The organism is Brevundimonas sp. (assembly GCF_032055285.1).
GTDB lineage: Bacteria > Pseudomonadota > Alphaproteobacteria > Caulobacterales > Caulobacteraceae > Brevundimonas.
Genome location: NZ_DAMBRE010000002.1, coordinates 1 through 14,550 on the forward strand (window position 1 = coordinate 1; position 14,550 = coordinate 14,550).

11 protein-coding genes and 2 tRNA genes are annotated in these 14,550 nt (G+C 68.0%); 4 read left to right on the forward strand and 9 right to left on the reverse strand.

The window, feature by feature from the left end; all coding sequences use genetic code 11:
• Positions 1-115: 115 nt before the first annotated feature.
• Together RTY13_RS05495 and RTY13_RS05500 are read right to left on the reverse strand one after the other, a co-directional pair.
• Positions 116-189 (reverse strand) — tRNA-Gly (locus RTY13_RS05495).
• A gap of 94 nt (positions 190-283) precedes the next feature.
• Positions 284-367, reverse strand: a tRNA-Tyr gene (locus RTY13_RS05500).
• A 147-nt stretch (positions 368-514) separates the two neighbouring features.
• Here RTY13_RS05500 and rlmB point away from each other — a divergent pair.
• The 3 genes from rlmB (at position 515) to RTY13_RS05515 (ending at position 3,482) form a co-directional block, all read left to right on the forward strand.
• Positions 515-1,390, forward strand: coding sequence for a 23S rRNA (guanosine(2251)-2'-O)-methyltransferase RlmB (rlmB, locus tag RTY13_RS05505; protein ID WP_409450283.1), 876 nt, complete (start codon positions 515-517; stop codon positions 1,388-1,390).
• Between the two features lie 105 nt (positions 1,391-1,495).
• A complete protein-coding gene (locus RTY13_RS05510) occupies positions 1,496-2,347 on the forward strand; it encodes a TerC family protein (protein WP_312781806.1) in 852 nt (283 codons plus the stop codon).
• 130 nt (positions 2,348-2,477) lie between these two features.
• The gene (locus RTY13_RS05515) at positions 2,478-3,482 is read left to right on the forward strand and encodes an IPTL-CTERM sorting domain-containing protein (protein ID WP_312781807.1); all 1,005 of its coding nucleotides are present in this window, start codon (positions 2,478-2,480) and stop codon (positions 3,480-3,482) included.
• 59 nt (positions 3,483-3,541) lie between these two features.
• On the opposite strand, the gene metG is transcribed toward RTY13_RS05515, so the two are convergent.
• The 6 genes from metG to RTY13_RS05545 all read right to left on the reverse strand — a co-directional run bounded on the left by metG (position 3,542) and on the right by RTY13_RS05545 (position 11,910).
• Positions 3,542-5,248: a methionine--tRNA ligase gene (gene metG / locus RTY13_RS05520; RefSeq protein WP_312781808.1), complete on the reverse strand. Its 1,707-nt coding sequence runs from the start codon at positions 5,246-5,248 to the stop codon at positions 3,542-3,544.
• 55 nt (positions 5,249-5,303) lie between these two features.
• Positions 5,304-6,668 (reverse strand): MATE family efflux transporter, encoded by a 1,365-nt coding sequence (locus RTY13_RS05525; protein WP_312781809.1) that lies wholly within the window; start codon positions 6,666-6,668, stop codon positions 5,304-5,306.
• A 65-nt stretch (positions 6,669-6,733) separates the two neighbouring features.
• The gene (locus RTY13_RS05530) at positions 6,734-7,132 is read right to left on the reverse strand and encodes a DUF1489 domain-containing protein (protein WP_312781810.1); all 399 of its coding nucleotides are present in this window, start codon (positions 7,130-7,132) and stop codon (positions 6,734-6,736) included.
• 9 nt (positions 7,133-7,141) lie between these two features.
• Positions 7,142-9,139 (reverse strand): biotin carboxylase N-terminal domain-containing protein, encoded by a 1,998-nt coding sequence (locus RTY13_RS05535; RefSeq protein WP_312782518.1) that lies wholly within the window; start codon positions 9,137-9,139, stop codon positions 7,142-7,144.
• A 196-nt stretch (positions 9,140-9,335) separates the two neighbouring features.
• Positions 9,336-10,238 carry an enoyl-CoA hydratase-related protein gene (locus RTY13_RS05540; protein WP_312781812.1) on the reverse strand — a complete coding sequence of 301 codons (903 nt, stop codon included), beginning with the start codon at positions 10,236-10,238 and terminating at the stop codon, positions 9,336-9,338.
• Between the two features lie 79 nt (positions 10,239-10,317).
• Complete coding sequence (locus RTY13_RS05545; protein ID WP_312781814.1) at positions 10,318-11,910, reverse strand: carboxyl transferase domain-containing protein; 1,593 nt, start codon at positions 11,908-11,910, stop codon at positions 10,318-10,320.
• Positions 11,911-11,990: 80 nt separating this feature from the next.
• On the opposite strand from RTY13_RS05545, the gene RTY13_RS05550 reads away from it, so the two are divergent.
• Positions 11,991-13,790: a patatin-like phospholipase family protein gene (locus RTY13_RS05550; protein ID WP_312781815.1), complete on the forward strand. Its 1,800-nt coding sequence runs from the start codon at positions 11,991-11,993 to the stop codon at positions 13,788-13,790.
• Here the strand turns inward: RTY13_RS05550 and RTY13_RS05555 are convergent.
• On the reverse strand, positions 13,723-14,508 hold the full coding sequence (locus RTY13_RS05555; protein WP_312781816.1) for a methyltransferase domain-containing protein: 786 nt from the start codon (positions 14,506-14,508) through the stop codon (positions 13,723-13,725). The two genes, RTY13_RS05550 and RTY13_RS05555, sit on opposite strands and share 68 nt — an antisense overlap.
• Positions 14,509-14,550 lie beyond the last annotated feature (42 nt).

Sequence of the window (14,550 nt, forward strand, 5' to 3'; positions counted from 1 at the left end):
CGATCGTGCCGATGTTGCAGTGCGGCTTAGTGCGTTCGAACTTTTCCTTGGCCATGGCCAAACTCCTGTGGCCCGGGTCCAAGGACGGAGGGGCGCTTTTGTCAGATCAAAAACCTGGAGCGGGTAGACGGGATCGAACCGACATCCTCAGCTTGGAAGGCTGCTGCACTACCATTGTGCTATACCCGCGCGAAGAATGCGTTGCCCCAACCTCGCAAGAGGTTGGCGTTTCCGCACCCGATTCCTTTTCTGGGGTTCCGTCCTCTCGGCCTCGAAACGCGCGTGGTGGGGGAAGAAGGACTCGAACCTTCGAAGCTTTCGCAGCGGATTTACAGTCCGCCCCCTTTGCCACTCGGGACATTCCCCCAGCGCGCGTTTTCAAAACCGGTCTGGATACGCAACGTAGTGATCTTTCGATCATTTTCGCAACGAAAGCCTTCGTGTCCGGCGACGCCTGCAGTAGAGGAAGCGCCTGACCCGAAGCCCTGGGGCCCAAATCGGAGGCCGTCTTATAGTGTCGTCATTTTCAGAACGCAACGACCGGAAACCCGGTAAAAAACAATCTTTCCACAAGCGAGGCGAAAACCGCCCGGAGAAGGGTCGATCGGCTGCGCCGACAGGTCGTTCCGGGGGAGATTCCGCCTCCAAACCCCCGCGCGGCAAGGCTGATGCGGATAATTTTATCTGGGGCCGCCATCCGGTTTTGGCCGCCTTGGCCAATCCAACCCGCCGCGGGACAGGCCGTTTGATGGTCACGGAAGAGCGAGCCGCTGAAATCGAACGGGAAAATCTGGCGAACGGCCACCGAATCGAGGTGATCGATTCGACCGCCCTGGCCCGGATGCTGCCCGCCGGGGCCGTTCATCAGGGCATGGTCTTCAAGGTTCAGCCGCTGGAAGGCGTCTCGCTGGAAGACATCGCCGAGGACGCCAGCGGAGTCATCGTCATGCTGGATCAGTTGACCGACACCCAGAACGTCGGCGCCATCTTCCGCTCGGCCCTGGCCTTCGGCGCCAAGGGGATCGTGGTGCAGGACCGACATTCCCCCGCACTGGCCGGCGCCCTGGCCAAGGCCGCGGTGGGCGCCACCGAGCGCCTGCCCTGCGCCCGTGTCACGAACCTGAGTCGCGCCCTGGAGAAGCTGGCCGACATGGGCTGGCGCGCCGTGGCCCTGGACGGGGCCGCCGAGCAGACGCTGGAAGAAGCTCTCGATTCGCGTCCGACCGTTCTGGTCATGGGCTCCGAAGGCGACGGCGTGCGCCGGCTGGTGGCCGAACACTGCGACGTCCTGGCCAAGATCCCCATGCCGGGCGGCTTCGAAAGCCTGAACGTCTCCAACGCGGCGGCCATCGCCCTCTATGAAGCCGCGCGCGCGCAACGCGCGGGCTGACCGGGTCACTCCCCGTCGCCCCTCCTCACGAGACAGGGGCGACGGCGAGTGACTTTGCCGCTGCGGCGTCTTGGCGCAGCCCGGTCCGGGGCCTAAGAACCCCGGATGGATTTCCTCTCAGACCCCCATCTTCTCAGTCAGGCCTCAGCCCTCGGCAAGGTCCTGATGATCGACCTCGTCCTGGCCGGCGACAACGCCGTGGCCGTCGGCCTGGCCGCCGCCGCCCTGCCCCAGGAACAGCGCCGCAAGGCCATCCTGATCGGTCTGGCCGCCGCCGTCGTCATGCGCATCGGCCTGGCCCTGATCACCGTGCAGCTTCTGGCCATCGTCGGCCTGCTGCTGGCCGGCGGCTTCCTGCTTTTGTGGGTGTGCTGGAAGATGTGGCGCGAACTGCGTGAGCAGGCCACCCACGATCAGGCCGAGGCCGAGGCCGAGATCGAACGGGCCATGGCCATCGAACACGGCGGCGGTCCCTCGCCCGAGGAGCTGGGCCTGAAGCGCAAGACCTTCGGCGCCGCCCTGATCCAGATCATGATCGCCGACCTGACCATGTCGCTGGACAATGTGCTGGCCGTCGCCGGCGCCAGCCATGACCACCCCTGGATCATGGTCTTCGGCCTGATCCTGTCGATCGCCCTGATGGGTCTGGCCGCCAGCTTCATCGCCAAGCTGCTGAACCGCTACCGCTGGATCGCCTATATCGGTCTGGCCATCGTGCTTTACGTCGCCCTGCACATGATCTGGGACGGCGGACGTTCGGTCATCGTCCGCACCGGTCACGCCGACCAGTTCAACGCCTCGGCCCCCGCCTTCCTCGATATCGGCGCCGAGGAGCAGGCCAAGCACATGAAACACGCCAGCGCCGGCAGCAAACACGCCACCCCCGCCGCCCTGCCCGGCGCGCGGGAACAGCGAAACCCGCCGCCCGAACCCGCCGCAACGCCCTCTGCGAACTGAAGAAAAGGCCCGGAGCGATCCGGGCCTTTTTTTCTTTCTCCTCGCCCGGTCCAGCCATTCCAGCGACACTTTACAAAAATGGTGATTTTCACTTAGGCGTAGCCATATCACTGATAACCCAAGGTCGCAGATGTCGATTCGTGCTCTTTCCTGGTCGCTTGCAGCGGCGACCCTGTGCCTGTCCGCCGCCGGTGGAGCCCAGGCCCAGATCGTCATCGGCGGCGGCACCACCAATGTATCGTGCAATGGCGGCTCGAACGGCACGGCCACAGCCAGCCCCTCCGGCGGCGACGGTTTCTACACCTACACTTGGACGCCCTACGGCGGAACGAGCCCCACGGCGACCGGTCTGGCCGCCGGATCATTCACCGTCGAAGTGAGGGACGGTAGTGGCGCGACCGCAACGCGAAACTATACGGTTACGCAGCCGACTCTTCTGGCGGCGAACCCATGGTCGCAGTCGAACGTCTCCACCAATGGCGGTGCGGACGGCGCCGCTTCGGTCAGCGTCTCGGGCGGTATGCCCGGCTATACCTACTCCTGGGCGCCGAGCGGCGGCACAGCATCGGCGGCCGTTGGCCTGACCGCCGGAACCTATACCGTCACAGTGATGGACGCCAACACCTGTACGGCGCAACAAAGCTTCACCATTACCGAGCCTGCGGCAGGACCCGCGGCGACCGTCGCCAGCGTCGGCGTCCCCGCCAACGGCGCCTATACGCCCGGACAGACCCTGAGCTTCACCGTGAACTTCAGCGAAGCGGTCACCGTCAACACGACGGGGGGAACGCCCAGCATCGCCCTGACCGTGGGTGCAGCCACCCGTTACGCCACCTACCAATCCGGGTCCGGCAGTTCGAGCCTGACCTTCCGATACACGGTCCAGCCGGGCGACCTCGACAGTGACGGGATCGCCATCGGCGCCCTCGGTCTGAACGGCGGGACCATCCGTAATGGCTCAACCAACGTCGTCCTGACGCTCAACAGCGTCGGCGCCACGAACGCCGTGCTGGTGACGACGCCGCCGCCGGCGGCGGTTCCGACGCTGACCGAATGGGCCATGATCCTGTTGACCGGCCTGCTGGCCCTGTTCGGCGCGGCCCGCCTGGGCCTGCTGCCCGCCAGGAAGTCCTGACGCGTCATCCTGTTACGACGTAAAAAGAAGGCCCGGAGCAATCCGGGCCTTTTTCCTGCTTACTCTGCGCCGCCGAAGCGCTCGGTCCACTCGGCGACCTGGGCGTCCTCGATCTTGGCGAACAGGACGGCGGCGGCGGCCACCGTCTGGCCCGCCGGGACCAGGTTCAGCAGATCGCCATCGGCGTCCGGCCAAGCCAGATCAGTCGCGCCGACCGTGGCGCCGATGCGCTCGGCGCTGCCCGGCATGAAGGGCACGGTGATGCGGGCGAACAGGGCCACCAGCGACAGGCCGGTGCGCACGACCACGGCGGCGCGGTCGCGGTCGGTCTTCAGCGCCGTCCAGGGGGCGGCTTCCTGCAGGTACTCGTTGCCCAGCACCCACAGGGCGCGGGCAGCCTGGGCCGCCTTGCGGAACTCCATCGCCTCGAACTCGGCGGTCAGGGCTTCCAGACCGGCCTTGATGTCGGCGGCCAGCTTGACCTCCAGCGGGCCGGCCTCGCCGCCCGTCGGCACGACGCCGTCGAACTTGGCTTCCGTGAACTTGACGATGCGGTTGACGAAGTTGCCCAGGACGTCGGCCAGGTCCTTGTTCGTCGTCGCCTGGAACTGCTCCCAGGTGAAGGCCGCGTCGGAATGCTCCGGGCCATAGGCCGTCAGGTGCCAGCGCCAGTAGTCGGCGGGCAGCAGCTCCAGCGCCTGATCCATGAAGACGCCGCGGCCCATGCTGGTCGAGAACTTGCCGCCGTACCAGTTCAGCCAGTTGAAGGCCTTGAGCTGATCGACCGTCTTCCACGGCTCGCCCGAGCCCAGGATGGTGGCCGGGAAGCTGACGGTGTGGAAGGCGACGTTGTCCTTGCCCATGAACTGGACGTAGCGCACGTCGTCCGCGCCCTCGTCCAGACGCCACCACGAGCGCCAGTTTCCGCCGGTGGCTTCCGCCCACTCCTCGGTCGCGCCGATGTATTCGATGGGAGCGTCGAACCAGACGTAGAAGACCTTGCCCTCCATCCCCGGACGCGGGCCGCCGTCGGGACCGACGACCGGCACGCCCCACTTCAGGTCGCGGGTGATGCCGCGGTCGATCAGGCCTTCGTCCAGATGCTTGTAGGCGATGGAGCGGGCCAGCGGCTGCCAGCCTTCCGAGCGGGCGTCGACCCAGGCGCGGACCTCGTCGGCCACCCTGGTCTGCAGCAGATAGAGGTGGCGCGTGTCGCGGACCTCCAGGTTGCGGCTGCCCGAGACCGAGGAATAGGGATTGATCAGATCCATCGGGTCCAGCAGGCGGCCGCAGTTGTCGCACTGGTCGCCGCGCGCCTTTTCATAGGCGCAGTGCGGGCAGGTGCCCTCGACATAGCGGTCGGGCAGGAAGCGGGCGTCGTCGATCGAATAGATCATCCGGTCCACGCGCTCCTCGATCAGGCCGCGCTCCTCCAGCACCTTGGCGAAGTGTTGGGTCAGGCGGGTGTTCGGGGCGTTGGAGCTGCGCCCGAAGACGTCGAACGACAGGCTGAAGGCGTCGGCGGCCTTCTTCTGAACCTGATGCTGCTCGTCGCAATAGGTGCGGACGTCCTGCCCGGCGGCGGCGGCGGCCAGTTCGGCCGGGGTGCCGTGCTCGTCGGTGGCGCAGACATAGAGGACGTCGTGGCCGCGCCCGCGCATGAACCGCGCCCAGACATCGGCGGGCAACATGGACCCGGCCAGATTCCCAAGGTGCTTGATGCCGTTGATGTAGGGCAGCGCCGAGGTGATGAGGATGCGGGCCATGGTCGTCCAGTCTGCGGGAGGAAGCAGACGGATATAGAGGCCCGTTACGCCCGCGTCACCCCGCCGTCACGCCTGAGGCCGGCAGCCGCCTGGCGATCCGCACGAAGCGCCCGGTCAGCAGCGCGCCCGAGATCAGGCTGGCCACGATGACCGACCAGACCAGACCGTCGACGCCGATCCGGTGCGCCAGCCACCAGCCCAGCGGAATCATGATGACGCCATAGGACAGCAGGTGCATCAGCGTCGGCCAGACCACGTCGCCCGCCGCGCGGTTGGCCTGGGCGGCGACCACCTGCTGGGCGTCGGCGACGAAGAAGAGGGTCGCCAGCACCAGGGCCGGGGCCGCGATGGCCAGGATGGCCGGGTCGGTCGTATAGGCGCTGACCACCAGGGGCGCCGTCAGCCACAGGCCGATGGCGATGATGAAGGCCAGAACGGTCACCACGCCGATGCCTGCCAGACCCCCGCGCATGACCCCGGCCTTGTCGCGCGCGCCGAAGCTGCGGCCCACCAGAACCGCCGTCGCCGACGACAGGCCCATGGGCACCATGAAGACGATGGCGGAAACGTTGATGACGACCGCCCAGCTGGCGGTCTCGGCGGCGCCGAGCTGACCGGCGAACAGGGTCATGGCGGCGAAAGCCCCGACCTCGATGAAGTTGGACGAGCCCGCGCCGAAGCCCACCTTCATCTGCTCGCGCTCGACGACCTTGTCGCGCTTCGGCTTGTTGAACACGCCCCAGGCCCGCGCTTCGGGCAGGCGCAGGATGAAGATGACCAGGAAGATCGCCAGCGCCATGCGGGCGCCGAAGGTGGCCCAGGCCGAGGCCTGTGCGCCGTGCAGGCCGAGGCCCAGAATGTCCGGCACCAGCAGCAGGTTCAGGCCCAGGTTGACCGCATTGGCCACCCACATGGCGACCATGCCGGCCTTGGGCCGATGCAGGCCCTCGAGGAAGAACTGGGCCGCGACCGAGATCAGATAGGCGGGCATGGACAGGGCGAAGATCATCAGCACCGGCGAGGCGCCCTCGCCCAGCCCGTCCTCCAGACCCATGTGGTGCAGGCCGAACGGCCCCAGCGCCATCAGGGCGATCATGGAGACGATGCCGATCTGAAGCGCATAGACCATGCCGCGACGCAGGACCGCGCCGACCTCGTCCTTGCGGCCCTCTCCCAGCAGGCGGGCCGTCATGACCTGCACCCCCATCATCAGACCGACCGCCGTGGTCAGCACGACCGACGACGGCGCCCAGGCCAGGGAGTGATAGGCCAGTTCGCGGCTGGCGTAGTGGCCGACGACGATGGCGTCGGTCAGGCCCATGGTCATGATGCCCAGACGCGCCAGCACGACCGGCCAGGCCAGCTTCAGCAGCTCGGACAGGGTTTCGCGGGTTTTGAAGCTGAACAGGGCGTTGGTCATGGGAGCCGGGACAGGCCACGGGCGCGACCAAAGGTCAACACCTCACCCCCAATGCCACGAAAGGGTCACCAGGCGCCGAGTTCGCGAAGTTCCCGCGCCAGGTCGTCGGGCAGGTCCGTCGCCTCGGCCACGGACAGGTCCGGCGGCGCGTCCTTGGGCTCGAAATAGCGCCAGCCCTGAAACGGCCGCCGGGCCAAGGGCGCGGTGCGGATGACCTGGCTGTCCAGCCTGATCTCGCAGCGGCTCTCCTTGCCCTCGCCCACAGTCGTGATGTCGAGGATGCGCTGACGGCAGGTCACCGAGCCCTTCATCACCCAGTAGAGCGAGCCGCCGTCCTCGATCTCGGCGGCGCGCTTGGGCGTCATGCGGGTGTGGACGATGCGCCAGTCGGAACGCGCGGCGTTCGCTTCCAGCGTCTCGACCTCGGACACGCCGACGCAAAGCTTGATCATGTGAAGGGGCATGGGCGGGACTTAGGAAGCCTCGCCCGCCTTGACCACGGCCAGCACCGCGCCGTCCACGACCTGATCGCCGACGGCGACGTTGAACTCGGCCACCACGCCGTCGAAAGGCGCGGTCAGGGCGTGCTCCATCTTCATGGCTTCCAGCACCACGATGGGCTGACCCTTGGTCACGGCGTCGCCCGTCTTGGCGGGCGCGGCGACGATCTTGCCGGGCATGGGGGCGCGCAGGCCGCCGTCGGAGGCGGAGCCGCCAGCGCCCGCGCTGGACTTGCGGCGGCGGAATTCGATGACGTCGCCGTCGTCGAAGACCACGATGCGCTCGGCGTCCGGGGCAAAGGCGGTGACGACATCGCCGTCGACCACGACCAGATCCGTCTCACCGTAAACGCGGGCGGTTTCGCCCTCCACGCCGACGTCGAAGCTCGACTGACGCCCGTGCCAGCCCGGCTCGCCAGCCAGGGTCACGGCGTGCTGCTGGTCGCCGTGGTGCAGGGCCGTGCGCGACTGGGCCGCGCCATTCATGCGGAAGCCGAACAGGCCCGCCCGCCACGGAGCCAGCGCCTTGTCTTCAACGTCAAAGGCGGCGGCGTCGGCCTCAAGCCCGATCAGGCCGGCAGCGCCAGCCAGAGCCTGCGCCGAGACGGGCGCGCCGATCAGCGTCCCCTCCTCCGCCGCGATGAAGCCGGTGTCCACGTCGCCCTCGACGAAGCGCGGGTGGTCCAGGCAGCGGGCCAGGAAGCCGGCGTTGGTGCGGACGGGCCAGACCTCGACCTCGCGGCAGGCGTTGGCCAGGCGAGCGACGGCGGCTTCGCGGCTGTCAGCGTGGACGATCAGCTTGGCGATCATCGGGTCGTAGAACTGGCTGACCTCGCCGCCCTGCTCCACGCCCGTATCGACGCGGATGTCGTCAGGCATGACGAAGTGATCCAGCCGCCCGATGGACGGCAGGAAGCCGTGGGCCGGGTCCTCGGCATAGAGGCGGGCCTCCATGGCCCAGCCCTTCATGGGGATGTCGGCCTGCGCCAGCGGAATGGGTTCACCCGCCGCGACACGCAACTGCCATTCGACCAGATCGACGCCGGTGATGCTCTCGGTCACCGGATGCTCGACCTGCAGCCGGGTGTTCATTTCCATGAACCAGATGCGGTCGGCCTTCAGCCCGTCGGAGGCGTCGGCGATGAACTCGATGGTGCCTGCGCCCTGATAGTTGACGGCCTTGGCGGCGCGGACGGCGGCTGCGGTGACGGCCTCGCGCGTGGCGGCGTCCATGCCCGGCGCGGGCGCTTCCTCGATCACCTTCTGGTGGCGGCGTTGCAGCGAGCAGTCGCGCTCATGCAGGTGGACGACATTGCCGTGGCTGTCGCCGAAGACCTGCACCTCGATGTGGCGCGGGCGGGTGATGTAGCTCTCGATCAGGACGCGCGGATCGCCAAAAGAGGACTGGCCCTCGCGCTGGGCGCTGGCCAGACCGTCGGCGAAGTCCTCAGGCCTGTCGACCTTCTTCATGCCCTTGCCGCCGCCGCCGGCGACCGCCTTGATCAGGACGGGGAAGCCGATGCGGTTCGCCTCCGCCGTCAGGGTCTCGACCGACTGGTCCTCGCCCTGATAGCCGGGAGTGACGGGCACGCCCGCCTCGATCATCAGCTTCTTGGCCGCGTCCTTCAGGCCCATGGCGCGGATCGAGGACGGCTGCGGGCCGATCCAGACGATGCCGGCCGCCATGACGGCCTCGGCGAAGTCGGCGTTCTCGGACAGGAAGCCGTAGCCGGGGTGGATGGCCTCGGCCCCCGTCGCCTTGGCCGCCGCCAGAACCTTGCCCGCATCCAGATAGGATTCGCGCGCCGCCGCTGGGCCGATCAGCACCGCCTCGTCCGCCTCGCGAACGTGCAGGGCCTGGGCGTCGGCCTCGGAATAGACGGCGATGGTGCGCAGGCCGATGCGACGGGCGGTGCGGAAGACGCGGCAGGCGATCTCGCCGCGATTGGCGACCAGGACGGACTTGAACATGGCGGTCTTGAACTCTGCCTCTGCGAGATAACCGGCGGTCTGCCCCATCTTGCTCCTCCCTGTTCGCAAAGCGAATGGGGAGGTGGCGCGGCGCCGAAGGCGACGTGACGGAGGGGGCGACTCCACGGCTGACGTTAGCGTCGCCCCCTCCACCACTTCATGGTCCCCCTCCCCACGCGTGGGGAGGAAAGTAGTCTTATTGCGCCCAGCTGGGGGCGCGCTTGTCGAGGAAGGCGCGCACGCCTTCCTGGCCTTCTTCCGAGACGCGGGCGCGGGCGATGCGCTTGGCGGTCTCTTCCAGCAGGCGATGGTCGATGGCCTCGCCCGCCACGTCGTTCACCAGACGCTTGGCCTCGCCCATGGCGCCGGGGGCGCAGGTCGTCAGGCTGTCGGTCAGCATGGAGATGAACTCGTCCACCGAGCCTTCCGGCAGAACCAGATCGATCAGGCCCGCGTGGGCGGCGTAGTCGGCGTCGAAGATGTTGGCGGTCAGGAACAGCTGGCGCGCGCGGCGCGCGCCGACGGCCTCGATGACATAGGGGGCGATGGTCGCGGGGATCAGGCCCAGCTTGACCTCAGAGAAGGCGAAGCGCGCGCCCTCGACCGCCACGGCCATGTCGCAGGCGGCGACGATGCCCGCCCCGCCGCCCATGGCCGCGCCCTCGACCAAGGCCACCGTCAGGGCCGGCACGTCGTGCAGGGCCTTGAGCATCTTCGCCAGACCCATGGCGTCGTCACGGTTGTCAGACTCGGACCAACCGGCGGCGTCGGCCATCCAGTTCAAATCGGCGCCCGCGCTGAAGGTGCCGCCCGCGCCGCGGATGAAGACCACGCGCACCCGGTCGGCGCCCTGCAGGGTCTCGAAGGCCTCATAGAGGGCGGCGATGGTGGCGGCGTCGAAGGCGTTCTTCTTCTCGGGGCGGTTGATGGTCACGAAGACCACGCCCGACGGCAGGGCGTCGATCTTGACCAGCTCATTGTCCGCGTCCGGCGCCGGATCGGCGACGAAGGGATGGGCGATGGCGTTCATTTCGGCCGCCTCGGCGTCGGTGACGTCCAGGGCGTTCAGGTCTTCTTCGGTCGGCTTCTGGTCGGTCATGGTCGGCTCCTTCGCCGAAGTGAAACGCGGCAGCAGGGCTTTGGTCCTTGCTGCGGATCAATGTTGAGCTTTCGCCCGATCACATACGGAAGACGCCGAAGGTGGTCTCGGGGATGGGGGCGTTCAGGCTGGCGCTGATGGCCAGGCCCAGAACGTCGCGGGTCTGGGCCGGGTCGATGACGCCGTCGTCCCACAGGCGGGCCGTGGCGTAATAGGGGTTGCCCTCGTCCTCGTACTTCTGACGGATCGGCGCCTTGAAGGTCTCGGCCTCTTCCGGCGTCCAAGTGTCGGCGTCGCGGTGGACGGTGGCCAGGACGCTGGCCGCCTGCTCGCCGCCCATCACGCTGATGCGGCTGTTGGGCCAGGTGAAGAGGAAGCGCGGGCTGTAGGCCCGGCCGCACATGCCATAGTTGCCGGCGCCGAAGCTGCCGCCGATCAGAACGGTGAACTTGGGCACTTCGGCGCTGGCGACGGCCGTCACCAGCTTGGCGCCGTGCTTGGCGATGCCCTCGGCCTCGTACTTGCCGCCGACCATGAAGCCCGAGATGTTCTGCAGGAAGAGCAGCGGAATCTTGCGCTTGCAGGCCAGTTCGATGAAGTGCGCGCCCTTTTGCGCGCTCTCGCTGAACAGGACGCCGTTGTTGGCCAGGATGGCCACCGGCTGGCCCCAGATACGGGCGAAGCCGCACACCAGCGACGTGCCGTACAGGGCCTTGAACTCGTCCAGTTCCGAGCCGTCGACGATACGGGCGATGACCTCGCGCACGTCATAGGGGGCGCGGACGTCCTCGGGGATGATCCCGTACAGCTCAGCCGGATCATAGGCCGGGGCGCGCGGCTCGCGCACGTCCAGCGGCTGGGGCTTGATGGTGTTCAGATTGGCGACGATGGAGCGGACGATCTCCAGCGCGTGCTCGTCGTTCTCGGCCACGTGGTCGACCACGCCGGACTTGCGGCCGTGGGTCTCCGCGCCACCCAGTTCCTCGGCCGAGATGACCTCGCCGGTGGCGGCCTTCACCAGCGGCGGACCGGCCAGAAAGATAGTGCCCTGGTTGCGCACGATCACCGTCTCGTCGGACATGGCGGGCACATAGGCCCCGCCCGCCGTGCAGGAGCCCATGACGCAGGCGATCTGCGGGATCGACTTGGCCGACATCCGCGCCTGGTTGAAGAAGATGCGGCCGAAGTGGTCGCGGTCGGGGAAGACCTCGGCCTGGTGCGGCAGGTTGGCCCCGCCCGAATCGACCAGATAGACGCAAGGCAGGTTGTTCTGCTCGGCGATTTCCTGCGCCCGCAGGTGCTTCTTCACCGTCAGCGGGAAGTAGGCGCCGCCCTTCACCGTCGGGTCGTTGGCGACGATCATGACCTCGCGGCCCGACACCCGGCCGACGCCGCAGATCATGCCCGCGCCCGGGGCCTCATCACGGTACATGCCGTTGGCGGCCAGTTGGCCGACCTCGAGGAAGGGCGAGCCCGGATCCAGCAGGCGCTCGACCCGGTCGCGCGGCAACAGCTTGCCCCGCGCCACATGGCGGTCGCGACTGGCGTCAGAGCCGCCCCGCGCGGCCTTGGCCACCTTCTCGTAAAGCTCATCCCGCAGGGCGCGATTGTGCGCATCCAGCGATTTGAAAGCAGGACTGTTGCGATCGACGGCGGAAATCAGCTTGGGCATGCCCCAAGGTGTAGGAGGCTTCCGCGCCGGTGGGAAGCGTCCGCTTTCCTGTCGAACAGATTCCGGCCTAAACCTGCCCCATGGCTGCAGAACGTCCCGACACGCCGCCCGACTCGCTGGAAGCCGCCCTGGCGCGCGTCTTCGAGGGCACCAAGAACACCCGCGCCAGCTGGTTCGCCCTGACGCGGGGCGAACGGCTGTTCTCGGCGGGCGATCCCGCCGACACCCTCTATCTGCTGCGCGCCGGGCGACTGGGCGTGTTCAAGGACGACAACGGACGCGGGCCGCAGTTCATCGGCGTCATCAAGCCCGGCGATCCGGTCGGTGAAATGGCCATGCTGGCCGGCACGACCCACATGGCCAATGTCGTGGCCCTGCGCGACAGCGACGTGGTCGCCCTGCCCCGCGACGCCTTCTTTGAGGCCGCCCGCAACGAGCCGGCCCTGATGGCGGAACTGGGCCAGGTCATGCTGACCCGCGCCCGCGACCGCAACTCGACCGGTTCCGACCCGACCGTCTTCGGTTTCATCTCGGCGCGCAGCCAGCCGATCAGAAGCTTCGTCGAGCGCATCGCCCGCGCCGTCGAGGCCCAGGGCTTCACCTGCCGCATCATCGACCACACCGCCCTTTCGTCCGCCGCCGAATGGTTTTCCGGCGTCGAGGACGCCCACGACTATGTCCTCTACGTCACCGAATCCGACCAGCCCGGCTGGGCCGCCCTGTGCGCCCGCCAGGTGGACCGGGTCTTCATGGTGGGGGATGCGGACCGCAGGCCACAGGCGCCCGTCCTGCCGTCCGAGATCGAGGACGAAGCCCACCCGCTCACCGATCTCATCCTGCTGCGTCCCGCGCACATGGGGCGGCCGACCCGCACCCGCGACTGGCTGGACGCCTTCAAGCCCGGTCGCTGGTTCCATGCGGTCGAGGGCCTGTTCGACGACACGGCGCGCATAGCCCGCATCGTCACCGGCTCGGCGGTCGGGGTGGTCCTGTCCGGCGGCGGCGCACGGGCCTACGCCCACATCGGCGCGCTGAGGGCCCTGCGCGAGGCCGGCATGCCGATCGACTTCGTCGGCGGATCGTCCATGGGCGCCGTCATAGCCGCTGGTCCGGGTCTGGGCTGGTCCGACGAGGAACTGGACGAGCGCATCCGCAAGGCCTTCGTCCTGTCCGACCCCCTGTCGGACATCGCCTTTCCCATCATCGCCATGACCCACGCCCGCAAGGTCGCGCGCCTGATGCAGGACGCCTATGGCGACGTGAACATCGAGGACATGCCCCTGCCCTTCTTCGCGGTCTCGACCAATCTGACGTCGGGCAAGGTCGAGGTGCATCGCGAGGGGATGCTGCGCCACGCCCTGCGGGCCTCCATCTCCCTGCCCGGCGTCATGCCGCCCGTGGTGATGAACGGTCAGGTCCTGGTGGACGGCGCCGTCCTGCGGAACTTCCCCAGCGAGGTCATGCGCCGCCTGAACAGCGGCCCGGTGGTCGGCGTGGACGTGTCCCAGACGCGAGGCGTCGATCCCGCGGCCCTGCAGGACCCGCCGTCGTGGTGGCGCTGGATCCTGTCGGGCGCATGGAAGAAGGGGCCGCCCATCGTCTCGGTGCTGATGCGCTCGGCCACCCTGTCGACCGAGGCCGAGCTGATGCAGGCGCGGGCCGACACCGACCTGCTGATCCTGCCCAAACCCGAGGGCGTCGATATCCGCGACTGGAAGGCCTACGACCCCGCCGTGTCCTCAGGCTACGCCGCCGCCCAGGCCGCTCTGACCACCCTGAAATGCCCGGTCGAGCATCTGCATCGGCGCCGCGTCAGCGCCTTTGCGCCAGCAGAAACAGACGAGGAAATGGTAGAAGAGTCGCCCCGTCCGCCCGCCTAGGGAAGGCTTCGGCCAGCCGCTCGGCCAGCGCGGCGAGGAAGGCCGATTGCATCGACGGGTCGCCGGTCAGGGCTGTCAGATAGGGCCGCAGCGCCGTGCCCTTCATCCATTCCAGCACCGCATCCTCGCCAGCCAGAACGTGCAGATAGGTCGTCGCCCAGATGTCGATGTCGCCGCACAGGGGCGCCAGGGCCTCGTAATAGGCCTCGGCGGGCAACAGGGGCGCGATGGTGTCCACCCCGGCCAGGGCCGCCGCCCATGGGCCAACAGCCGCCGTCTCGCGCATGATCGTGTGGTGACGCGTCTCCCAGGCCATGGGCATCTGCACCGTCAGCAAGCCGCCGGGCGCCAGCGCCCCCGCCAGATGCGCGAAAAGCTCGGCGTGATCCGGCAGCCATTGCAGCGAGGCGTTAGCCAGAATGAGATCGGCGGGCCGGTCCGGCGCCCAGGTCGCGATATCGCCGACGGACCAATCGACCTCAGCCGACAGGGCGCGGGCCTGCTCCAGCATGGCCGCGCTGGAGTCCATGCCGTGGACATGGGCGGACGGATGCCGCCGCTGCAGCAGGGCTGCGTGCTGGCCCGTGCCGCAACCCAGGTCCCAGATCTCGGTCGGTGCGAAATCCTCGGGCAGGCGTACCAGCAAGTCGAGCGCGGCGCGGTCACGCTGGGCTTCAAAGCGATTGTATTGCTTGGGGTCCCACGCAGGTGCGGACATTGATCGATACCTCCCGAACCGTCGCCGAAGCGATTCTATCGG